Here is a 20,829-nt window from a genome sequence, read left to right as displayed (position 1 = left end):
TCAGCCGCCCTCCGGCCGCACCCGGGCGGTCTTGGTGGAGCGGATGTCGAGGGCGAGTTCGTCGGCCGCGGCGACCTGGCCGCGCAGCTTCACGGTGCCGTCGTGCTCGACCTCGACCACACCGCGCAGCAGTTTGGCGGTGGACTCGTGGCCGGAGGCGGCGGCCAGCTCCACCGCGCGCCGCAGCTTCGCGGTCGCGGTGGTGACATCGCCGTTGCGGCGCGCCGCCAGACCTTCCTGAACGGCCTGGGCCAGTTCGACCTGGCCGGTGTAGTGGGCGACACGGGTACTGATGCGGGTCGACAGAGTCGAATCGGTGGTCCAGACCGCGCGTACCAAGCCCTGGCCCAGGACCTCGTCCCCGGCAAGCACACTCAACCGCGCGGCCAGCTTCTCCCGGCCCGGCGCGGCCGGTTCCAGTTCGATCTGCACGTGGTACTCACGTTCCTCGGCGGCCCACGACGACAGCGGATACTCCCCCACCTGCGCGCCCACGTCGATCCGGCGCCCGGTCAGATCCTCGAGCACCGGCGAGACCTGCTTGACCATCCGCACCCGCGCGCCGGCCGGAGTCCATACCTTCAACGTCAGTTCCGGGATCACGCGCGCGGCCGAGGAACGCATCATCGCGGCGAAATCTCGGGCCAGGTCCTTCGGATCCGCGACGATGTTCGCGTCACCGGACAGTTTCGAGGCGATCTTGCGCAGTTCCTCGGCAACCCAGTCGTCGCCGACACCGCGGCAGTCACAGACGAAAAGCCCTTCGGCACGGTCGAGTTCGGTCGCGAGCTCCTGCGGGGTCTCGTGTTCGTTCTTGCCGTCGGTGAGCAGAATCGCGTGCGCCTGCGCGCCGCGGTGCGCGGCGGCGACCTCGCGGGCCAGCGCCAGCCACGAACCCATCGCGGTGCCGCCGTCGGGCCGCAACCGATCCAGGGCCCGTCGAGCCGAGCTGCGGTGCGCGCGGTCGGCAGGGGCGGACAGGGTTTTGTCGCTCGGGTAGATCATCCGCGCCGACTCGGTGCCCTCGATGATGGCGAACGCGGTGCCGTCGGGGATCTCGTCCAGCGCGGTGCGGGTGGCGTTGCGCGCGTTCTCGAACTTGCGCTTGTTGCCCATCGAACCGGAGCAGTCGATGATCAGGATCTCGAGCCGCGGCGGTGGTGTCGCGACGGCGGCGAGTTCGGGGCCGGTGGTCACCGTCAGCACCGCGTCCACCACGCTCGCGCCTTCGGCGAGGAATTCGTTCTGGTCGACGGCGATCGAGATACCGGCTGTCTCAGGGGAACTCATGACACTCCTGGTTCGTGCGATACGGCAACGGGCACCGGAGCCAGGGCGACCGTGATGTTGTCACTGCCGCCGCTGTTCAAGGCGAAGTCGGCGAGCGCGCGAGCGGCGGCCTGCGGCGAGGTCTCGACGGTGAACCCGGCGAGCGCGACCGCCTCGGGCAGGTAGTTCCACAGACCGTCGCTGCACAGCAGCAGCGTGCCCGGCTCGGTGGCGAGCATGCGTTGCAGGCAGTTCGCCGACCACGGCGCTTCGCCACCGTCGGCGCCGAGCCAGCGCAGCAGGGTGTGGGCGCGCGGGTCGTTCATCGCCGCGGTCTCGTCGAGAGCGCCCGCGTCGACGAGGGCCTGGGCCCAGGAATCGTCGACGCTGAGCCGGCGCGAGGCGGCCGGATCGCCCGCGGCGAGCCAGAACGCCCTGCTGTCACCGACATTGGCGACGGTGATGTCGGTGCCCAGGCTCGTCTCACGCACGATCGCGGAGACGTAGGTGCACGACGGCGCGTACTCGGGAGTGCGTGACATGCCGCGCACCGCCGCGGTCGCCGCCGCCAGGCCCGCCATCGCGGCGTCGGAGTCGGCCCTGCCCTCGGCCAGGGCGGCCAGGGCGGCATCGACACCGGTGCGGGCGGCATTGCCGGAGGCCGCTTGCGGATCCTGGGAGGTGGAGACGCCGTCGCTGACCACGATCACCCGGATGCCGTCGCCCTCGCGCACCGCGGCCGCGACCGCGTCCTCGTTGCGGGAGTGGCTGATTCCGCGGTCGGTGAGCACGTACACCGCGCCGAGGTCTTCCTCGAAACGGTCCGGGACCGGCTTGGGGCTGCCGCATTTCACGCAGTAGCCGCCCTCGTAACGGCGTTCACCACACGTCGAGCACTGCGGCACCGCGACCGGATCATGCACGGGCAGTGCGACTTTGCGCACGCCGAGTTCGCGACCGCAGCCTTCGCAGAAGCGGTGCCCCGCCCGCGCCGAGCCCGCGCAGTCGGCACAGCCCGGCGCGGTCACAGGGTGGTCCTGGGGCGCACCGAGTTCGCCTGGTCCACCAGGACGAATCGGGTCCACATGTCGTCTGCCTCGCGCGCCAGTGTCCGCAAGCATCGTTCCAATCCCGTCCGCACGCCCTGCTCGGTGAATTCCACGTCCAACAGCTTGCCTGGTGTACTCGGCCGCTGTCCCGACCGGATCCAGTTCAGTGCCGCCTCGAGGACGAACATCCGCACCTGCGCGGTGCGTTTGCGCGAGTCCAGGCGCAAGTGGTCGACCCGCTCGCCGGTCCGGCGGAGCAGGTCTTCGTCGAGGTCGGCCGGATCACGGTGCGTCAGTAGCGTTTCGACGGCGGAGACCCGGGCCTCGGTGAACATCGAGGAGGTGCGGTCGACCTGATCGAGGACGGCCACCGCGCCCGTGCGGTCGCCGCTGGTGCGGCGCAGTCGCGCCGCGCCGAACGCAGCGGACAGGTAGGTGTGGTCGGTACGCCAGACCACCTCGTAGAGCGCCAGCGCGCGGCGAAGCTCGACGTCCGGCTGATCGCCGCGGGCGGCGGCACCGAGTTCCAGTGCGGCCGCCAGCGCGAGCTTGGGAGCGGGTTCACCGGGCAGTGCCGCGTAGACGGACTCGAAATCCGCGGCAGCGGCCGCATAGTCACCGGTGAGCAGGGCGGCCTGGGCTCGATACCAGACGGGGCGCCAGTCGAATTCGAGCTCGGCGTCCAAGGCGGCCAGCCGGGTCAGCGCCGCTGTCGCGTCACCCGCTTCGAGCTCGGCGCGCACCAGTCGCAGCGGGATCTCGACCGACTCGCCCGAGCCGGTCACCACCGCGCGCAGTCCGGCGGTGAGTGCCTGCTCGAGTTCGGCCGGGGTCGCGGCATCGGTGGTCGCCAGCAGGGCGGCGCCGCTGTCACCGGGGTCCACCAGCGGGGCAGGCAGGCCGGTGACGAGAGCGGCCGGTTCGGGCGTGACGCTGTCGATGCCGAAGACGGCACGGGCGGGACCGAACTGGCTCGACATGCCGGGACGCGGAATGCCGTCGCCGGTCGCCAGCACCTCCCGCAGCACACCGGTGAGCTGGTCGGCCATTTCGCTCGTCGAGGCGAAACGCGCCAGCGGGTCGGGGTCGGTGGACCGCTGCAGGAATCGGTACAGCGAATCATGCTCGGCCAGTAGCGGTTCGGTCTCGGGACCGGGGATGGGGCCGAGCTTGCCGTCGACGGAGGGCACTCGCATCATCAGCACGGCCAGTGTGCGGCCCGCGGTGTAGATCTCGGTGGCCACCGTCGGCCCGGTGTCGGCGATCTCGGGTGCCTGGTAGCCGAGGGTGCCGTAGATGGGACTGGTGCGGTCGTCCATCGCGATGACCGCGCCGAGGTCGATCAGCTCGAGGCGTTCCTCGGTCTGCATCACATTGTCGGGCTTGAAATCGCAGTAGGCCCAGCCACGAGCGTGCAGATAGCCGAGCGCGGGCAACATTTCCAGCACATAGGCGATCGCCTGCGCGGGCGGCAGATAGCGCTGGGTTTCGGCGCGGTGGGCGCGCAGGATCTGCTTGAGCGAGGTGCCGCCGACATAGGCCATGACGATGTAGCCGACGGGTTCGCCGTCGGCGTCGGCGTGTTCGGTGAAGTTGTGGATCTTGACGATGTTGGGGTGGTCGACCTCGGCGAGAAAGCGCCGTTCGGCCAAGGCGGCGGCCAAGGCGTCGGCGTCGCCGGTGTCGATGAGGCCTTTGAGGACCACCCAGCGTTTGTTGACGGCGCGGTCGGTGGCCAGATAGATCCAGCCGAGACCACCGTGGGCCAGCGCCCCCGCCACTTCGTACTGGCCGCCGACGAGATCGCCTGCCCGCAGCCGGGGCACGAACGAGTAGCGGGTCCCACAGTGCGGGCAGAACCCGGAGGTGCGGCCGGGAACGCCGGCCTGGCCGCGACCGACAGGCTTGTCACACTTGCCGCAGAAGCGGTCGGATTCGGGCACCTGGGGGTCGGTGAGCACTGCCGTGGCCGGGTCCACACGCGGGACCGGCGGCACTTCGACGAGCCCGGCGCCGAGCCTGCCGCGCGCGGCCGAACGCGCCGAGCCCGACCGGGTTCGGACCGAGCGACTCGAGGTGCGCCCGCTCGCGCTGACCGTCGACGCGGACGGGCTGTGCATCGGTCCCGTCACCGTGGCGGGCGCGGTACCGCAGGTGTCGCAGTAACCGTCGACGATCGTGCCGTCGCACTCGGGTTCACCACAGGCGCCGGGAACAGGCACGGGTATCGGCGGCGGCTGCGGGTTCGCGCTGCGCGGCTGCGCTGTCGTGCGTCCCGATCGGCCGTTGCCCGCGGGGCGGGCCTGCGGTACCGGTGGCGCGCTCGCGACGGGCGCGGTACCGCACAGTGCGCAGTAGCCGTCCTCGATCGTGCCGCCGCACCCCGGTTCACTACACCTCATGCTGTCCGCCCCGCTTTCTCCCCGATGATCGAACGATAGTCCGCGACGGCCCGGGTGACCGCGGCCAGATCGCACGGTGTGCGGGTGAGCAGTCCGGCCGCGATCCGGTCGGCGGCGAGCACATCCCGGTCCTCGCTCACCCCGAGCCGCGAGGCCTTGGCGCGGTAGGCGGTGAGCCTGCCGCGCAGTTCGGCACGCCGATCGAGCAGACCGCGGGCCAATTCGTCGCGCCGCGTGGCCCTTTCGGCAGCGTCAGCTGCCCGCACACGCAGCGCGAGCAGATGTTCCACGGTCGGCCGGTCGGGTGTATCGCCGAGAGCGTCGAGTTCGGCGCGCAGTCGCGGAGCCGGTTCGCCGCCATCGGGCAGCTCGCCCGTCGCGACCTTGTGCTGAGCCTGGGTGACGGTGTCGTCGGCGCGATCTTGCCGTTCGCCGAGATCGGCCAACTGGGCGCGCAGGGCGGCGACCGCGCCGGGCAGGTCGGCGGCAACGGCGAGATGGTCGCTGTGGCGGGCGGATTCGGTGTCGATCAGCGCCGTGAGCGAGGCGAGGGCGGTGTCGATCTCGCCCGGTCCGAAACCGAGCGGATCGGTGCCGGCGCGGCGCAAGAGCGTGGTCAGTGGTTCGGTGGCCGCGTCCAACGCGCCACGAGCTTGCTCGACGCGCTGTTGCAGCGGGGCGAGTGCACCGAGCACCTGCTCGTCGACCGCCGCGACCTCGTCGGCGAACGGGGCGACGAAGGCGAACGCGGCGCGCATCCGGTCCAGGCAATCGGCGATGCCGACCGTCACGACGGTCTCGCTGGGACCGGTCAGGCCGCGCTGCGCCAGGGGGATCGGGATCCTCGCCACCTCGTGCGGGCGACCGCGCAGCAGCTCGGTGAGCCGCCCCCGCGACCGGTCGTCGACCCTGCCGCGACCGGCACGCACCGTCTGCGCCTCGCCGAGGATGGCGCGCACCCGCCCCAGGTCCTCCCAGAGTTCGCCCAGCGCCTTCTCCACCGGCGCCCAGCGACGCGCGGTCTCCCCCGTCGGCGGATAGCGGCGCACCAGGGCCAGGCCGGGGTGGCGGTCCAGTTCCAGCAGGGTCGTGGTCACCTTCGCCAGTTCCGCTGTGCGCCCCGCCAGTTCACGATCGATCTCGAGCACGCCGAGCATCGGCCAGGTCATCCGACGTACCGGGGCACCGGCGGGCCCTGCGAGGAGCCGAGAGTCGACAGGTGCTGGGCGTAGATCCGCTGCCAGGTGCCGTCGGTGCGGGCGCGGTCGAGCACGCCGTTGACGAAACGCACCAGCTCGTCGCTGCCGCGCGGCACCCCCACCGCGTACGCGCCCGCGCCGATCGGGTCGCCGACGACCTCGAGATTGTGGTCCTGGGCGACCAAGCCCGCCAGGATCGGCTCGTCCCCGCTGATCGCGTCGACGGTGCCCTGCTGCAGGGCCACCAGGCAGTCGGTCCAGTTGGTCACGCCGAGCACGGTGGGTGGCGTCGGCAGGGTGAACAACGGCGCGGCGGCGGTCGTGCCCTTCGCGACGCAGACCCGCTTGCCCGCGAGCCCGGCCCCGTTGGTGATGCCCGCGCCGTGGGGGGCCGCGATGCGTTGCGCCGCACGGTAGTACACGCTGGAGAAGTCGACTTCGCGGCGGCGTTCGCAGGTCGCCGAGAAGGTGCGCACGATCATGTCCACCTTCTTCTCCTGCAACAGCGGGATCCGGTCGGCCGCGGTGACCGAGCGCAGTTCGATCTTGTCCGGGTCACCGAACAGATCGCGCGCGATCTCCCTGGCGAGGTCGATGTCGAAGCCTTCGAGCCTGCCGGTCGAGGGATTGCGGAACCCGAACATGTAGGTGTTCTGATCGACACCCACCCGCAGCCTGCCGTTGGCGATGATGGCGGCCATCGCCGACCCCGCGGGCATCGCACCCGGTCGCGGCTGGGTCGTCGGCGCCAATGTCGCTTCGGTATCGCAGGTTCCGGTGCCCTCGGCCGCCGGCGCCGAGGTGATCGCCTCGGCGCCGGGCAGCGGCGGGGCGACGGCGGTGGCGGCGATGATCGACGGTTCGGGCGCGTCACCGCAGCCCGCGACCAGCGTGACGGCCGCGGCGAGCGCGACCAGCAGTGGACGCCTCACAAGAACTCCTTGAGTCGTGGCCAGAGTCCGGAGATCACCGCGCCGGCCGCGGCCAGCAGCAGGAGCAGGGTGCCGAAGGGGCTGAGGGTCAACGACGTTCCGGCGGCGGCGACGCCGTCGCGCAGGTCGTCGCGGGCCCGGGCGAGGTCGTCGCGCAGTTCCTGGTCGAGGCGGGCGAAGCTGGTGGCCGAGCTGTCGGGGCCGGTGCCGATCGCCTGGGTGACCGCGCCGGGATAGTCGGCCTTCTCGTATGCGGTGCGCTGGGCATTGTGCCCCGCGTTCCAATTCGTCAGCGCGCGTTCGGCATCGGAGTCACCGCCGCCGGCCGCGGTGAGGCGCCCGCGCAGGTCGCCGCTGTGGGTTTGGAAGGCCTTCTCCGTGGCGGTGATGTCACCGCGGGTGATCAGGGCCAGGGTTTCGTCGGTGCGGGCCTGCTGGGCCAGGATGCGGGCCCCTGCCAGGTTCTCCACGCGCGCTCCGGCGCCGGAACTTCCGTCCTCGAGCAATTGCGCGGCGGTCAGAGTGGCGCCCGCGGTCCACAGCAGCGCCACCAGGGCGGCCAGCGCGGCCAGCGCCATCCCGGTGTTCACCAGGCGATTGGTCCGGCGCAGCAACACGATCGACCCGACCAGACACACCACGAGGACCAGCAGCAGGAGCACGATGCTCGTCCACGGCAGCGCGCCGATGCGCTGTTGGTCCTCACGCACCGCGGCGAAGCGGGCCTTGCTGAGTTGTTCGGCATTGGGCAGCAGCGAGGTCTGCATCAGATCCGAGGCCTGGCGCAGATACGCCGAACCCACCGGGAAGCCCTGACGGTTGTTGGCGCGCGCGGTCTCCACCAAGCCCGTGTAGGTCGGCAGGTCGGCGGCGATGCGGGCGACGATCGCCCTGGTCTGCGCGTCGGTGGCACCGGCGGTCGCCTCCGCCAGCGCGGCGGCGGCCTCGGCGAGCGCCTGCTCGTAGGTGTCTCGCACCTGCGGTGATTCGATGCCGCCGGACAGGAAGGCCGTCGCGGCACCCGCGTCGGCGGCGGAGAGCGACACATACAGACTCTGCGCGGCGAAGGCCAGCGGCTCGGTCCGATCCAGCACCTGTTCGGTGCGCACGATCTTGGCGTCGAGCTGTTGGCCCGCCGTCGATCCGGCAACCAGACAGGCCACCGTGGTCACGACGAGGACCACCCCGATCGCACCTGGTGTCGTCGAGGCGAATCGCCGCAGCCACGTCCCCGCGTCACGGATGGTCGCCGGTAGGCGAGATCCCACACCGTCCTCCTTCATCTCCCCGGGCGGTGTCTTCGACCGCGATAGTACGGGAGCCGCTGAAAGTTCGCCCGGGTGAAGGAAATCGGCCGAAACGAGACAGCGAGAAGGGCCGCCACGCGGCCCAACGGCCACGGTGTGGACACGCAAGAATCCGAGGCGGCCGATTCCTGACCGCGACAGATCCCGAATTCGTTGAACAAAATCGTCGCCAGTGACCGTTAACGGGTAGGACTACACTCTTTTCCTACGGTGACCCTCGGGTAGATCGGAGTTGACATGTCGAAGTTGCTGAACTCCTTGTCCGAAGATGAGTACGTCCTGATCCGCGGCACAAAGAAAGCGCAGATGGCCGACCTCGACGAAGAGGCGCTGATCCGGCTGCATACCCGTGTGCGGCGGGCGCGCAACAAATTCGTCAAGTTATATCGCCGATCCGGAGCGGCCAAGGTAGAGGCCAAGGGCGCGCGCGGCGCCGGAAAATCGGCGAACACCCACAGCGCAGGCAAAGCCGAAGTCTTCGAAAGCGCGCTCAGCAGGGTGAGCCGCCAGTTGGCCACGGCTTCGAAGCGCAATGCCCGCAAGTTGAAAGCCGAGAGGCTCGCCCGCGCCCGCAAGGACGCGCCATCGTTCAGCGATATCGGCACCAGTGGCGGGAAGGTGCGCTCCGCGGGGAAAGCGCGCACCGATGCCACCCGCGAGTCCGCCGGTCGAAAGAAGTTCGAGGCCTCCAGCATCGCCGCGGGGGCACGGCGCCAAGCCGAGAAGGACGAGCGCCATCGTCAGTAGCGCACCTAGGCGCCGATGCTCTCCTCGCCCGGCTGCACGGTGGTGCCGGTCTTGCTGAACTGCAGCACGCCGTCCTCGATCGGGGCCTTGTGCATCAGGGTGCGGTCCCGGTAGTAGTTGTTGACCAGTTTCCAGGCACCGCGCGCGCCCTGGCGGGGCATGGCGTCGTTGCCGCGCTGGATGTAGCCCGAGGTGAGGGCGCCACCCATGAGCGACTCGTCGGCGATGTCGCCGGGGTTCGCGTGCACCTCGAAGGTGGTGTAGCCGCGGTCGCGCATGATGTTGAGCACGCGGCACAGGTACGCGGCGGCGAGGTCGGCCTTCAGGGTCCAGGAGGCGTTGGTGTAGCCGATGATCATCAGGAAGTTCGGGATATCGGAGTACAGGACGCTCTTGTAGGCGACCGTCTCGTTGAACTTCACCGGGGTGCCGTCGATGGTGAGCGTGATGCCGCCGAGCATCTGCACGTTCAGGCCGGTGGCGGTGACGATGATGTCGGCCTCGAGCTCCTGACCCGACTCGGTCAGGATGCCCTTCTCGGTGAACTTCGCGATGCGGTCGGTGACGATGTCGGCCTTGCCGCTCTTGAGCACCTTGAACAGGTCACCGTTGGGCACCACGCACAGGCGCTGATCCCACGGGTTGTAGCTGGGGGTGAAGTGGCTCAGGTCCACCTTCTTGCCGAGCTGCAGGCGCACCTGGGCCAGCATCAGCTTCTTGGCCAGCTCGGGGTTGGTGCGCGAGAGCTGGAAGCTGGCGCGCTGCAGGGCGATGTTGCGGGCGCGACCGATCTTGTAGGCGATGGAGTCGGGCACGCGGGACTTCTTGAAACCGATCGCGACCGGGTCGTCCGAGGGCAGTGCCTGGATCCAGGTGGGCGAACGCTGCAGCATGGTGACGTGCGCGGCGGTGTCGGCCATCGACGGGATCAGCGTGATCGCGGTGGCACCGGAACCGATGACGACGACCTTCTTGCCCGCGTAATCCAGATCCTCGGGCCAGTGCTGCGGGTGCACGATCTGACCCTTGAAGTCGTCCTGACCGGGGAATTCGGGCTGGTAGCCCTTGTCGTAGTTGTAATAGCCGCTGGCGCCGACTACGAAGTTCGCGGTCCAGGTCTCGGTCTCGCCGGTCGCCTCGATCACGGCCTGCACGGTCCACAGCGCGGTGCCACGATCGAAATCGGCGGTGACGACCTTGCGGCCGAACGTGATGTGGTCGGTGACGCCGTATTCCTTGGCGGTGTCCTCGACGTACTGCCGGATGCTGGCGCCGTCGGCGAGCACCTTGGTGCCGATCCAGGGGCGGAAGCCGAAGCCGAAGGTGAGCATGTCCGAGTCCGAGCGGATACCGGGGTACTTGAACAGGTCCCAGGTACCACCGATGTTCTCGCGGCGCTCGAGGATCGCGTAGGTGCGTCCGGTCTGCTCGCGAGTCAGGTGACAGGCCGTGCCGATTCCGGAGAGGCCAGCGCCGATGATCAGTACGTCGACATGCCGCGTCATTGAGGAAACTCGTTTCGTAGGGTCGCCGGCCCGAGCACCGTCGCCCGAGCTTTCCACGAGGTTACGTGTTTCGCATAGTTACGTCTAGTTCGGCATGGCTGCGCCTCGGCGTGTCGGGGATTGCGCGCACGGTGATCGGAATCCGTGACGAGGGCGGGCACACCGGTCAGCATCGAGGGATGACCGATCACCGACTGTCGTTTCACTGGTTCCTGCCCACCTACGGCGACTCACGCGGCCTGATGGCGGGCGGACACGGCAGCTTCATGTCCGGTGATCGTCCCGCGACGCTGCGCTATCTCAATCAGCTCACCGCCGCCGCCGAGGACAACGGCTTCGAGGGCGTGCTGACCCCGACCGGCGCCTGGTGCGAGGACGCGTGGCTGACCACCGCCATGCTCGTGCAGACCAGCGAGACGCTGAAGTTCCTGGTCGCGCTGCGCCCCGGTCTGACCAGCCCCACCCTGGCCGCCCAGATGGCGGCCACCTTCCAGCGGCATTCCGCCGGGCGTCTGCTGCTCAATGTCGTCACCGGTGGCGAGCAGCGCGAGCAGGAGGCCTACGGCGACTTCCTGGACAAGACCGAGCGCTACGCGCGCACCGGCGAGTTCCTGCACATTGTGCGCGAGCTGTGGTCGTCGACCGAGCCCTTCAGCTTCACCGGCGAGCATCTGCGGGTGAAGGACGCGATCCTCAGCGCCCGTCCCGATCCGGTTCCGCCGGTGTTCTTCGGCGGTTCGTCGGGGCCGGCCGGGCCGATCGCCGCCCGCTACGCCGACACCTACCTCACCTGGGGCGAACCGGTGGACGCGGTCGCGAAGAAACTTGACTGGATCCGCGGGCTGGCCGCGATCGAGGGCCGCACCGTCGACTTCGGCCTGCGCATCCACGTGATCAGCCGCGACACCGCCGCCGAGGCGTGGACCGAGGCCGAACGGCTCCTCGACGGCATCTCACCCGGTGAGATCGAACGGGTGCAGGCGAACCTGGCCAAGAGCGACTCCGAGGGCCAGCGCCGGATGGCGCGACTGCACAACGGGCGCACCGACGGGCTCGAGATCGCCCCGAATCTGTGGGCGGGCGTCGGCCTGGTGCGCGGTGGCGCGGGCACGGCGCTGGTCGGGTCGCACGCCGAGGTGGCCGATCGTCTGCTCGAGTACGCCGCCATCGGGATCGACCACTTCATCCTGTCCGGGTATCCGCACCTGGAGGAGGCGTACTGGTTCGGCGAGGGTGTGCTGCCGATCCTGGAGCGCAAGGGCGTGTGGACCCATCCCTCGCGGCCGGTGTCGGTGCCGACCGTCGCGCCGTTCACCGCGGCCGCCAGTAGCTGACGCCTCGGGGCGCGACCCGGTTCGGGGTCGCGCCGGTGGTTCGAAACTCTGGAATGGCAGTCGCTGCACCCTTGCCCTTGCTGCCGTGTGCCGGGTGGCACGCCGGCCCAACGTCTTTCGATGAGGGTGTGACCTGCGGGTTGTCCGGTTACCAATCGGTAGGACTCAAATGCCGTGACGCACACCATGCTTGGCTGCACCGCACTCCCCCAACCGTTTTCGGCATCGAGTGCAGCCGGGGTTCCACGTGAATCAGTGCAGTTCGGGGCCGGTCCGGACAGCGATCGACAGGACCGGCGGCCCGCGGCGATAGGCTCGCGAACGTGACCCTCACCGTCGGCTTCGACCTGGATATGACTCTCATCGACTCACGTCCGGGCGTCGCCCTGGCGATCGACACCCTCGCGCGCGAGTTCGATCTCCCGATGGACGGCTCGCATTTCGCCGAGCACCTCGGCCCGCCACTGGCCACGCTGCTCGGCGACGCGGGCGCGCCCGACGATCTGATCCCCCACCTGGTCACCCGCTACCGCGAGCTGTACCCGGACGTCATCGGTCACATCGCCGCTCTCCCCGGCGCCGACGACGCCCTGGCCGCCGTGCGGGCGGGCGGTGGGCGAACGTTGGTCGTCACCGGGAAGTTCGAGCCGCACGCGCGGCTGCACGTCGACCATCTCGGCTGGCAGGTCGATCGCCTCGCCGGTGACCTGTGGGCGACCGGAAAGGCCGACGTGTTGCGCGAGGAATCGGCCCACATCTTCGTCGGCGACCACGCGGGCGATATGCGCGGCGCCAAGGCGGCGGGCGTGGTGGCGGTCGGCGTCACGACCGGACCCTATGACGCCGAGGGATTGTGGACCGCGGGCGCCGATGTGGTGCTCGACGATCTCACCCGGTTCGCCGCATGGCTGGCCGATCACGCATCCGGGCGATAGTCGTCGAAAGAGCTTGTGACGCACACCAGTTCCGGAACCCATCCGCGGCCCGGCACGTTCACCGGTCATGCCGACCGACCCCTACTGGAACCACAACACGCACTACCACCCCTGGGTACTCGATCAGGTGCCCGACACTGCCCGCACGGCATTGGATATCGGCTGCGGTGACGGGTTACTCGCCCGCAAATTAGCGACCCGCTGTGACGCGGTGCTCGGCGTCGACATCGACGACCGGGTCATCGCCAACGCGCCCGCCGCGCCCAACGTCCACCTCGAACACGCCGACTTCCGCGACCTCGATCAAGCCTTCGACGTGGTCACCGCGGTCGCCACCTTGCACCATGTCCCGGTGCGCGAGGGCATCACCGCCCTGCGCCATCTCGTCGCCCCCGGCGGCACCCTCGCGGTGGTCGGCCTCTGGAAGATGCACCCGGTCAGCGACTTCCACTACCTCCCCCTACTCCCGGCGATCTGGGGCCTGGATCGGTGGCGGCGCCGGTCGCTCGGCGGGCCCGATGTCGCACTGGCCGATCCACGCGAAACCCTCGCCGAAATCCGTTCCGCCGCCGCCGAACACCTGCCCGGTGCCGAGATCCATCGCCGCCTGATGTGGCGCTACACGCTGCGCTGGCAGCGCCCACGCTGAGCTGTCACCGCGGGTACGCGGCGACGAGTCCGCCGTCGACGATGATGTCCTGGCCGTTGATATAGGACGCCTCGGCGGATCCGAGAAAGGCGACAAGGGCGGCGATCTCGTCGGTGTTGCCGAATCGTCCGCTCACGACGCGGGCGGCGGCCATGGTGGCGAACTCCTCGGTCATCGCCCCGGCAGACATGGGGGTGTCGATATAGCCGGGGCTGATGGAGTTGACCCGGATGCCGCGGGGACCGAGTTCGGTGGCGAGGGTGCGGGCGAGATTGTGGACCGCGGCCTTGGTGGCGGCGTAGAGGGTCAGGGCGCTGTCGGCGCGATGCAGGGTCCACGACGCGTTGAGGACCACGGCCGCGCCGGGGGTCAGCAGCGGCAATGTCTTCTGGACGGTGAAGAACACGCCCTTGAGGTTGACGTCGACGGTGTGGTCGAAGTCGGCCTCGGTGATGTCGGAGAACGCGGCGAAGGCGCCGGTGCCCGCGTTGGCGAAGACCAGATCGAGCCGGCCGAATCGCGCCGTGACGGTGGCGACCATCGTGTCGATGGCGCTCAGGTCCGCGGTGTCGGCGGCGATGCCGGTGGCGCGCGGGCCGAGTTGCGCGGCGGCGGCCCGGACGCGTTCGTCGGTGCGGCCGGTGATCACGACATGTGCGCCTTCGCCGATCAACCGCCGTGCGGTGGCCAGGCCCATTCCGCTGGTGCCGCCGGTGACGAGCGCGATCTTGTCGGTGTAGCGGTTCATGAGATTCCTTCGGTGAGGTGGTCGGCGACGGCAGGCAGCCAGGCCGACTGGTTGTTGCCGACGAGGTGGTCGCCGCCGGGGATACGCAGGTAGTGGGCTCGGGGTGCGGTGCGTGCCAGCGACGCACCGTCGGTGACTCCGGGGATGACGTCGTCCGCGCCGTCGACGACCAGCAGCGGGCAGCGCAGGGCCGGGGCGAGGGTTGTCAGATCGACTGTCGAGGCGAACGCCTCAGCAGCCTCGCGGGACCCGGCGCGGCGGGTGATGAGGTCACCGACAGGGTCGGGCAGTGTCGGCCAGTCGAGTCGGAACGGCCCACTCACCGTGGCGGCCACGGTGATTCGCGGGTCGAGTGCCGCAGCGGCCGCCGCGTAGTACCCGCCGAGGCTGAGCCCGACGACGCCCACGTCGGCGGCACCGAGCGCGTCGATCGCCGCGCCGATCACGGCGGGATAGTCGGTGGTCATGGTCGAGGTGGCGGCGAGCGTGCCCTGACCGGGTCCGTCCATGGCGAACACGGCCGCGCCACGACGGACGAGCGCGTCGGCGAGCACATGGAACTCGTCCTTGCTCGAGTCGAGTCCCGGCACCACGATCACGGTGCGCGCCGCGTCCGCGGGTCCGCGCAGGATGCCGGTGAATTCGCGACCGGTGATCCGCCGCGAACCCGGTTCCAGGAGCGAAAACCCTTCTTCGGCAGCGGAGTCGGCCGCCGCCGCGTGTACGTGGTGGTCGCTGTCGGGGATGAGCGTGGCCAGATGCGCCCATCGCGCCGCCATCAGGAGATTCTCGCCTCGGGTGACCGACGACGGCGGCGCTGTTCGACACCGCGCGGCCGCCGCCCGGAACCGCTCGGCCGCCGCCGCGCACGCGGGCGCCCAGTCGGCGGGCGTCGCGATCGCGGCGCAGGCCCGGCGATAGTCGTGTGGGTCGATTCCCGCGCCGGTGGCGCGACTGAACATCGACTCGACCGGTTCGGCGTTCATCGCGCCGCACCCGTGGTCAGGACGGCCTTGCCACGAATGCGCCGATCCCGCAGGTCTACCAGTACTTCAGCGGTCTCGGACCAGTCGGCGACCCGGTCGATCTCCGGGTGCAGCCTGTCCTCGGCGACGAGTCGCACGAGCGTGGCGAGGTCGCGATCGTAGGGCGCGCCCGCGTAGTGGAAGTGCCGCAGCGTCGCGTTCTCCGGGCCGGTGAAGAAGTCGAAGAAATCGAGTGTCGCCGGTGTTCGGCTCGCCTGCCCGAACCAGACCGCCGTGCCACCGGGAACGAGCTTCGCCAGGCACAGTGCCAGTGCGGGGCCGCCGGTCGACTCGAGGACCAGGTCGAAAGGCCCGGAGGCCGCGTCGAGGTCGTGCACCACCCGGGTTGCGCCGAGGGCCGAGAGCCGCTGTCCGCGTTCGGGCGTCGCTGTGACGGCGGTGACCGAGGCGCCGGCCGCGGCCGCCAGTTCGGTCACGTAGTGCCCGACGCCGCCCGATGCTCCGGTGAGCAGGATTCGAGTCCCCGCCATCGGCCCCGCCGCACGCAACAACCGCAGGGCGGTGATGCCCGCCAGCGGAAGGGCGGCCGCACGGACCGCGTCCACCCCGTCGGGCAGGGAAACCAGCGAATCCGTCGGCACCGCCACGTATTCCGCCCAGCCACCCAGCGGCGGATGACCGACGACCCGTGTCCCGACCGATGGGCCGGATCCGTCGGCCGCGGCCTGCACGACCAGCCCGGCGATGTCTTTGCCCGGCAACAGATCCGGGCGCGGATCCGCCAGCAGGAAGGTCTCGCCACGGTTGGGCGCGAAGGCCTCGACGCGGACGAGTGCCTCGTCGGCGCGGGGCACGGGTTCGGCCGCTTCGGCCATGGTGACCGGCCGCTTCGGGTCGCCGGTCGGAATCAAACGTCGCATGCCGTGATGTAACCGCCGCACCGTCCACCCGGGCCAACAACGGGGCCGCGATGGTGACAACGCACGGTTGTCGCCGCTGCGTGTCCTATCTGTACGCCGAGCGGGAACGCTATGGTGCGGACGTGGACCTGGACCTGGCAACCGTGCGCGCGTTCGTGCGCGCGGCGCACGAACGGCATTTCGGCCGTGCCGCCGCGAACCTCGGGATCACTCAGCAGGCGCTGTCCAAGCGAGTGGCCCGACTGGAATCGAGCCTCGGTGTCCGCCTACTCGACCGCGACCAGCACGGTGTGCGGCTCACCGACGCAGGCGCGCGGTTTCTGCCGGGCGCCGAGGAGACCCTGCGCGCAAGCGATCGGGCCGTCGCCACCCTCGTCGGCGAGCACGGTCCCCTGCACATCGACGTGTGGGGGCACCTCTTCGCTCCGTTGCGCACCGTCGCCCAGGTCACGAACGTGCCGGGAGCGCCACCGCTGCGACCGGGTCACGGACGCGACCTGCCCACTGTCGCCGCGGCCGTCGTCCGTGGTGAGATCGACGCCGGATTCGGCCGGGTTCATCCACCGCTGCCCGACGGGTTGACCCATCGCCTCGTCCGCCTCGAGCCGGTCGATGTGGTCCTGAGTGCCGATCATCGGCTCGCTGGGGCCACCTCGCTGCGCCCCGACCAGCTGCGCGGCAGCGTCCTGCACGCACCTGCCGATCTCGACCGCCTGGACTTTCTTGCCCGTTTCGCCGAACGTTTCGGTATCAACGAGCACCTCACCATCCCGAATCTCGGTCTCGCACCGATGCTTTCGACGCTGGCCACCGACCCGCGCGGCTTCGCGCTGTTGCCCGCCGACGTCGAGTTCCCCGAGGCGCCAGGGGTCACCGCGATACCGCTGGTGGACCCGACTCCCCTCTACGCCTGGTCGTTGATCTGGCGTAGCGGCGCCGAACCGCCGCTGCTCGAATCACTGGTCACCGTCCTGGTCCGGACGGCAGGCGAGAACCGGTGGCTCGAGTACGACCCGGCCCGCGACTGGCTACCGACGCAGCAACCCACCATCGACTGATCACGGGCCGCAGCGACTCCGCCGGTCGGTATTATCCGAATCGGATGCGGGAGGTCCGCCCACCCGGGTGCCACGTTGATGCGTCCGGTGATCCTGGATCCGCGACGCCGAGAACGGCGTTGACCTCAGACCTGGCCCGAGCAGGCCAGATGCGTACCGACTACGACGAGCCCGAGGACGGCGACCGCCGCCGACAACGCCGGGGCCGGTTCGCGAACCAACCGGGTCGCGCCGCGCCGCACTGCGACCCCTGCCCGCTTCAGCCGGCTCCCGAGGGCCGGACGCCCGGTGGTCTCGTTGTCCGCGCGCCCGCGGACTTTCCGGCGGACGACGCCGAGCAGAGTGAGGACGAGCGCGGTGATCAACATCGTCTTTCCTTCCCGCTCAACGGGTTCCGACAGCAGCGCGCGGCGACTTCGCGGGCCGTCCGGGAGCGGTGACGATGCCGAACGCGATCAGGCTGTCGGCGGTGTCGCGCACGGTGTCCTCGATCGGACGCATGGTCCAGCCCAGCTCACGGCGGGCCTTGTCGGCGCTGACGTGTTCGGTCCGGCCCAGGACCGGCACGGTCAACCGCACACCTTTGTCGAAGACGGCGACGAGGCGGATCACCCAGTTCGGCAGGACCCGGGTGGGGACACGGAAGCCCTCGGCGGCGTAGTCGCGGGCCAGCAGGCCGGCCAGCTCCCCCATCCAGAGCGGATCGGTCGCACAGATGTATCGATTGCCCGCGGCCTCGGGGACTTCCATCGCCAGCCGGTGCGCGACGGCGAGGTCGCGCACGTCGACGGGGGTCCAGCCGGTTTTCACCGAACCGGGGACGTCGCGGGCCAACAGGCGGCGGACCGGCTCGTGGGAGGTACTGGTCCTGGCTTCGAGCAGCGGGCCCAGGATCATGCCGGGATTGACCACCACCAGTTCGAGATCCGATGCGGCGGGCAGGGATTCGACGAAGTCCCAGGCCGCTCGCTCGGCGAGGGTCTTGCTCTTCTGATACGCGGGGATGCGGTCGACCACCGACCAGTCGTTCTCGGTGCGTACCTCGTCGGTGTCGTGGCCGTAGGCGACGGCGGCGACCGAGGAGGTCAGCACGACGCGGCGGACACCGGCGGCCGCGGCGGCGCGGAGTACCCGCAGGGTGCCCTGCACCGCGGGCTCGATGAGGTCCTGCTCGTTGCCGGGCGGTGTCGCGGGGAACGGCGACGCGACGTGCAGCACCGTGTCGCAGCCGGTGACCGCGGCGGCCCAGCCCGTGTCGTCGTCGAGGGAGGCGGCGACGAATTCCAGCTCGCCCCCGGTGCGGCGGGCGAGTTCGGTCAGGTGGGCGCGGCTGGCGTGCGCGGCGAGGTCGCGCACGGTGGCGCGGACGGCGTAGCCGTGGTCGAGGAGTTCGGCGATGCAGTGGCCGGCGACGAAACCTGTCGCGCCGGTGACGAGTACCCGGGTGGTCATGGGGGTCATCCATTCCGTCGATTCGGTGGAGCACGCATCTAAGCGATGCTCAATTAATCTAAACACTGCATAGATTTCCTGTCCAGTGCCAATTCCGGCGCGGGTCTCGCATACGCTCGGAGGGTGAAGCGCACCAGTTACCACCACGGCGACCTGCGCGCCACGCTGATGGATGCCTGCCTGCGCCTGATCGAGAGCGAGGGCCTGGCCGCGGTGAGCTTGCGCCGGGTCGCCAGGGAGGCCGGGGTCAGCAGCGGCGCGCCCTATCACCATTTCGCCGACCGCGCCGCGCTGCTCTCCGCGCTGTCGATCGACGGCTTCCAGCAGCTGGCCACCTACATGACCGCGGCCAGGGCGACGACATCGGACCCTTTGGCGGCCCTCACCGAACTCGGCGATGCCTACGTGCGGTTCTCCCGCGACCACCCCGCCCAGTTCCGGCTCATGTTCCGGCCCGAACTGTCCCAGCCGGAAAAGCACCCCGACGCCCACGCCGCCGGCGACGCCGCCTTCGACGTCCTGGTCCGGACGGTCGCCGACTGTGTCGCCGTCGGGGCGCTGCCCGCCGATCGCGCCGAAACCCTCGCCGTCGCCTGGTGGGGCCTGGCACACGGGCTGGCATCGCTGTGGCTCGACGGACATCTCGAAAAGCGCAGCGAACAGATGGGCACGCACGCGCCCGAACTCGTCGACACGATCATGCGCACCTTCACCGCGCTCATCGCGCCGGGCTCGGCCACCGCCTGACGCGCCGCCGATATTCCGGCGTCCCGGTGCGCGCACTCACCTAGAGTGGGGAGGACCGTCTTTGTCCTCGCGTACCCGTTTCGAGCAGGAGGCCCGATGTCCGGCACCGCGAAACTCGATCCCGTGGTCGAAGCGTTCGTCGACGCGCTCAATGCGCAGGACACCGACCAGTTCTACGGTGTGCTCACCGAGGACGCGACGATGTCCGATGATGGTGTCGAACGCAATGTCGCACAGTGGACCGAGGCCGAGATCTTCAGCAGCAACGGACATCTGGTCGTGGACACGGTCGACTCCGACGACGGCCTCGCACTCACCGCCGACTACACCAACAGCCGGTGGGGTTCGATGCGAACCACCTGGCAGTTCGTCCTGCGCGACGGGCTGATCAGCCGATTCGAAACAGGACAGGCGTGAGCGACGATCTTCTGCTGACCCCGCGTTACGGCACGGCCGCACTCTCCGATCTCCTCCCGTCGGTACTCACCTGCCTCGGCGTCCCCGGCGACACCGACCGGCTCGGCCTCGATCTCGATGTCGACCGGGTCTGCGTACTGCTCGTCGACGGACTCGGCGCGCACGGCCTAGCCGCCGAATCCGCTGCCGCGCCGTTCTTGACGAGCCTGCCCGAGGCCACCCTCGATGCCGGTTTTCCGAGCACCACGGCAACGAGTCTGACCACCCTCGGCACCGGGCTGCCCTCGGGCCGGCACGGCATCGTCGGCTACAGCATGCGGCTGCCCGGCGAGGAGCGCCTGTTCAATTCGTTGCGCTGGCAACTCATCGGCGACGGCCCCAAGGTGGACGCGCGCACCGCGTTCCCGCCCGATCGGGTTCAGCCGCACCGCACCGTCTTCGAGCGCGCTACCGACGCGGGCATCGCCGCCGTGCAAGTAGCACCGAGCTATCAGGACGGGTCCGGCCTGACGCTGGCAGGCTGGCGCGGCGGCGGATTCCGCACGGCCTACTCGGTGGGCGACCTCGTCGACGGGGTGCTGACCGCCCTGGCCTCCGCACCGAAAACGCTTGTCTACACCTATCATTCGGAACTCGACACCACCGGCCACGCGCGCGGGCCCGCCAGCCGGGCATGGCGGTTCGAACTCGCCAATGTCGACCGGATCGCCGCCGAGATCGCCGCGCGCCTGCCCGCGCGCTCGGCGCTGATCGTCACCGCCGATCACGGCATGATCGAACTGCGCGAGCGCGTCGACTTCGACACCCACCCGCACCTGTCGGACAACGTCGCGGCACTCGGCGGTGAACCACGCGCCCGCCACGTCTACACCGACGACCCCGCCGCGGTCGCCGACACCTGGCGCGGCGTTCTCGGGAGCGGATTCCTGGTGCGTACCCGAGACGAGGCGATCGATGCGGGCTGGTTCGGCCCGGTCGTCACCCGCGACGCCGCCGCGCGCATCGGCGATCTCGTCGTGATCGCGAGCGGCGACGGTGGTGTCGTGCGGTCGGGCGCCGAACCGCTGCAATCGATGATGATCGGCCACCACGGCTCGCTCACTGCCGCCGAGCTGCGGGTTCCCCTGCGAATCCACCGCGCCTGAGCACCACCGCATAAGCTGGCGTCGACGC

The 20,829-nt window shown here is 70.0% G+C and carries 20 protein-coding genes; 8 read left to right on the top strand and 12 right to left on the bottom strand.

What is annotated here, in order from left to right; translation table 11 throughout:
- Genes ACFVJ5_RS03505 through ACFVJ5_RS03480 form a run of 6 tightly spaced genes read right to left on the bottom strand, consistent with a single transcriptional unit; the run spans position 1 to position 8,119 of the window.
- Positions 1 to 1,290, bottom strand: a complete 1,290-nt coding sequence (locus tag ACFVJ5_RS03505; protein ID WP_379218307.1) for a VWA domain-containing protein — start codon at positions 1,288 to 1,290, stop codon at positions 1 to 3.
- The gene (locus ACFVJ5_RS03500; protein WP_379218306.1) at positions 1,287 to 2,297 is read right to left on the bottom strand and encodes a PP2C family protein-serine/threonine phosphatase; all 1,011 of its coding nucleotides are present in this window, start codon (positions 2,295 to 2,297) and stop codon (positions 1,287 to 1,289) included. The genes ACFVJ5_RS03505 and ACFVJ5_RS03500 overlap by 4 nt, the downstream gene beginning before the upstream one ends.
- Entirely contained in the window at positions 2,294 to 4,720 is a 2,427-nt protein-coding gene (locus tag ACFVJ5_RS03495) for a tetratricopeptide repeat protein (RefSeq protein WP_379218305.1), read from the bottom strand. Before ACFVJ5_RS03495 ends, ACFVJ5_RS03500 begins: the two co-directional genes overlap by 4 nt.
- Complete coding sequence (locus ACFVJ5_RS03490) at positions 4,717 to 5,889, bottom strand: hypothetical protein (protein ID WP_379218304.1); 1,173 nt, start codon at positions 5,887 to 5,889, stop codon at positions 4,717 to 4,719. The genes ACFVJ5_RS03495 and ACFVJ5_RS03490 overlap by 4 nt, the downstream gene beginning before the upstream one ends.
- Positions 5,886 to 6,851 carry a glutamate ABC transporter substrate-binding protein gene (locus ACFVJ5_RS03485; protein WP_379218303.1) on the bottom strand — a complete coding sequence of 322 codons (966 nt, stop codon included), beginning with the start codon at positions 6,849 to 6,851 and terminating at the stop codon, positions 5,886 to 5,888. Before ACFVJ5_RS03485 ends, ACFVJ5_RS03490 begins: the two co-directional genes overlap by 4 nt.
- Positions 6,848 to 8,119, bottom strand: a complete 1,272-nt coding sequence (locus ACFVJ5_RS03480; protein ID WP_379218302.1) for a hypothetical protein — start codon at positions 8,117 to 8,119, stop codon at positions 6,848 to 6,850. The genes ACFVJ5_RS03485 and ACFVJ5_RS03480 overlap by 4 nt, the downstream gene beginning before the upstream one ends.
- A gap of 276 nt (positions 8,120 to 8,395) precedes the next feature.
- On the opposite strand from ACFVJ5_RS03480, the gene ACFVJ5_RS03475 reads away from it, so the two are divergent.
- Positions 8,396 to 8,905 carry a hypothetical protein gene (locus ACFVJ5_RS03475; RefSeq protein ID WP_379218301.1) on the top strand — a complete coding sequence of 170 codons (510 nt, stop codon included), beginning with the start codon at positions 8,396 to 8,398 and terminating at the stop codon, positions 8,903 to 8,905.
- Positions 8,906 to 8,910: 5 nt separating this feature from the next.
- Here ACFVJ5_RS03475 and ACFVJ5_RS03470 read toward each other — a convergent pair whose 3' ends face one another.
- Positions 8,911 to 10,410, bottom strand: coding sequence for a flavin-containing monooxygenase (locus ACFVJ5_RS03470; RefSeq protein WP_379218300.1), 1,500 nt, complete (start codon positions 10,408 to 10,410; stop codon positions 8,911 to 8,913).
- A 179-nt stretch (positions 10,411 to 10,589) separates the two neighbouring features.
- Between ACFVJ5_RS03470 and ACFVJ5_RS03465 the strand changes: the two genes are divergently transcribed.
- From ACFVJ5_RS03465 to ACFVJ5_RS03455, 3 genes are all read left to right on the top strand, one after another.
- Positions 10,590 to 11,744: an LLM class flavin-dependent oxidoreductase gene (locus ACFVJ5_RS03465; RefSeq protein ID WP_379218299.1), complete on the top strand. Its 1,155-nt coding sequence runs from the start codon at positions 10,590 to 10,592 to the stop codon at positions 11,742 to 11,744.
- A 323-nt stretch (positions 11,745 to 12,067) separates the two neighbouring features.
- Positions 12,068 to 12,679 (top strand): HAD family hydrolase, encoded by a 612-nt coding sequence (locus ACFVJ5_RS03460; protein WP_379218298.1) that lies wholly within the window; start codon positions 12,068 to 12,070, stop codon positions 12,677 to 12,679.
- Positions 12,680 to 12,746: 67 nt separating this feature from the next.
- Entirely contained in the window at positions 12,747 to 13,328 is a 582-nt protein-coding gene (locus ACFVJ5_RS03455) for a class I SAM-dependent methyltransferase (protein WP_379218297.1), read from the top strand.
- 4 nt (positions 13,329 to 13,332) lie between these two features.
- On the opposite strand, the gene ACFVJ5_RS03450 is transcribed toward ACFVJ5_RS03455, so the two are convergent.
- Genes ACFVJ5_RS03450 through ACFVJ5_RS03440 form a run of 3 tightly spaced genes read right to left on the bottom strand, consistent with a single transcriptional unit; the run spans position 13,333 to position 15,982 of the window.
- Positions 13,333 to 14,076 (bottom strand): SDR family NAD(P)-dependent oxidoreductase, encoded by a 744-nt coding sequence (locus tag ACFVJ5_RS03450; RefSeq protein ID WP_379218296.1) that lies wholly within the window; start codon positions 14,074 to 14,076, stop codon positions 13,333 to 13,335.
- The gene (locus ACFVJ5_RS03445; protein WP_379218295.1) at positions 14,073 to 15,062 is read right to left on the bottom strand and encodes an alpha/beta hydrolase family protein; all 990 of its coding nucleotides are present in this window, start codon (positions 15,060 to 15,062) and stop codon (positions 14,073 to 14,075) included. The genes ACFVJ5_RS03450 and ACFVJ5_RS03445 overlap by 4 nt, the downstream gene beginning before the upstream one ends.
- Complete coding sequence (locus tag ACFVJ5_RS03440) at positions 15,059 to 15,982, bottom strand: zinc-binding dehydrogenase (protein WP_379218294.1); 924 nt, start codon at positions 15,980 to 15,982, stop codon at positions 15,059 to 15,061. The genes ACFVJ5_RS03445 and ACFVJ5_RS03440 overlap by 4 nt, the downstream gene beginning before the upstream one ends.
- Positions 15,983 to 16,032: 50 nt before the next feature.
- Between ACFVJ5_RS03440 and ACFVJ5_RS03435 the strand changes: the two genes are divergently transcribed.
- On the top strand, positions 16,033 to 17,040 hold the full coding sequence (locus ACFVJ5_RS03435; RefSeq protein ID WP_379218293.1) for a LysR family transcriptional regulator: 1,008 nt from the start codon (positions 16,033 to 16,035) through the stop codon (positions 17,038 to 17,040).
- Positions 17,041 to 17,165: 125 nt separating this feature from the next.
- Here ACFVJ5_RS03435 and ACFVJ5_RS03430 read toward each other — a convergent pair whose 3' ends face one another.
- Together ACFVJ5_RS03430 and ACFVJ5_RS03425 are read right to left on the bottom strand one after the other, a co-directional pair.
- Positions 17,166 to 17,408 carry a hypothetical protein gene (locus ACFVJ5_RS03430; protein WP_379218292.1) on the bottom strand — a complete coding sequence of 81 codons (243 nt, stop codon included), beginning with the start codon at positions 17,406 to 17,408 and terminating at the stop codon, positions 17,166 to 17,168.
- A gap of 16 nt (positions 17,409 to 17,424) precedes the next feature.
- Positions 17,425 to 18,492: an NAD-dependent epimerase/dehydratase family protein gene (locus ACFVJ5_RS03425; RefSeq protein ID WP_379218291.1), complete on the bottom strand. Its 1,068-nt coding sequence runs from the start codon at positions 18,490 to 18,492 to the stop codon at positions 17,425 to 17,427.
- 123 nt (positions 18,493 to 18,615) lie between these two features.
- On the opposite strand from ACFVJ5_RS03425, the gene ACFVJ5_RS03420 reads away from it, so the two are divergent.
- The 3 genes from ACFVJ5_RS03420 (at position 18,616) to ACFVJ5_RS03410 (ending at position 20,801) form a co-directional block, all read left to right on the top strand.
- Entirely contained in the window at positions 18,616 to 19,239 is a 624-nt protein-coding gene (locus tag ACFVJ5_RS03420; protein ID WP_379218290.1) for a TetR/AcrR family transcriptional regulator, read from the top strand.
- A gap of 96 nt (positions 19,240 to 19,335) precedes the next feature.
- A complete protein-coding gene (locus ACFVJ5_RS03415) occupies positions 19,336 to 19,656 on the top strand; it encodes a nuclear transport factor 2 family protein (protein WP_379218289.1) in 321 nt (106 codons plus the stop codon).
- On the top strand, positions 19,653 to 20,801 hold the full coding sequence (locus ACFVJ5_RS03410) for an alkaline phosphatase family protein (protein WP_379218288.1): 1,149 nt from the start codon (positions 19,653 to 19,655) through the stop codon (positions 20,799 to 20,801). The genes ACFVJ5_RS03415 and ACFVJ5_RS03410 overlap by 4 nt, the downstream gene beginning before the upstream one ends.
- Positions 20,802 to 20,829 lie beyond the last annotated feature (28 nt).

Origin of the sequence: Nocardia sp. NPDC127606, assembly GCF_042671725.1 — a bacterium.
Classification (GTDB): Bacteria; Actinomycetota; Actinomycetes; order Mycobacteriales; family Mycobacteriaceae; genus Nocardia.
This window is presented reverse-complemented; position numbering and strand designations above follow the sequence as displayed.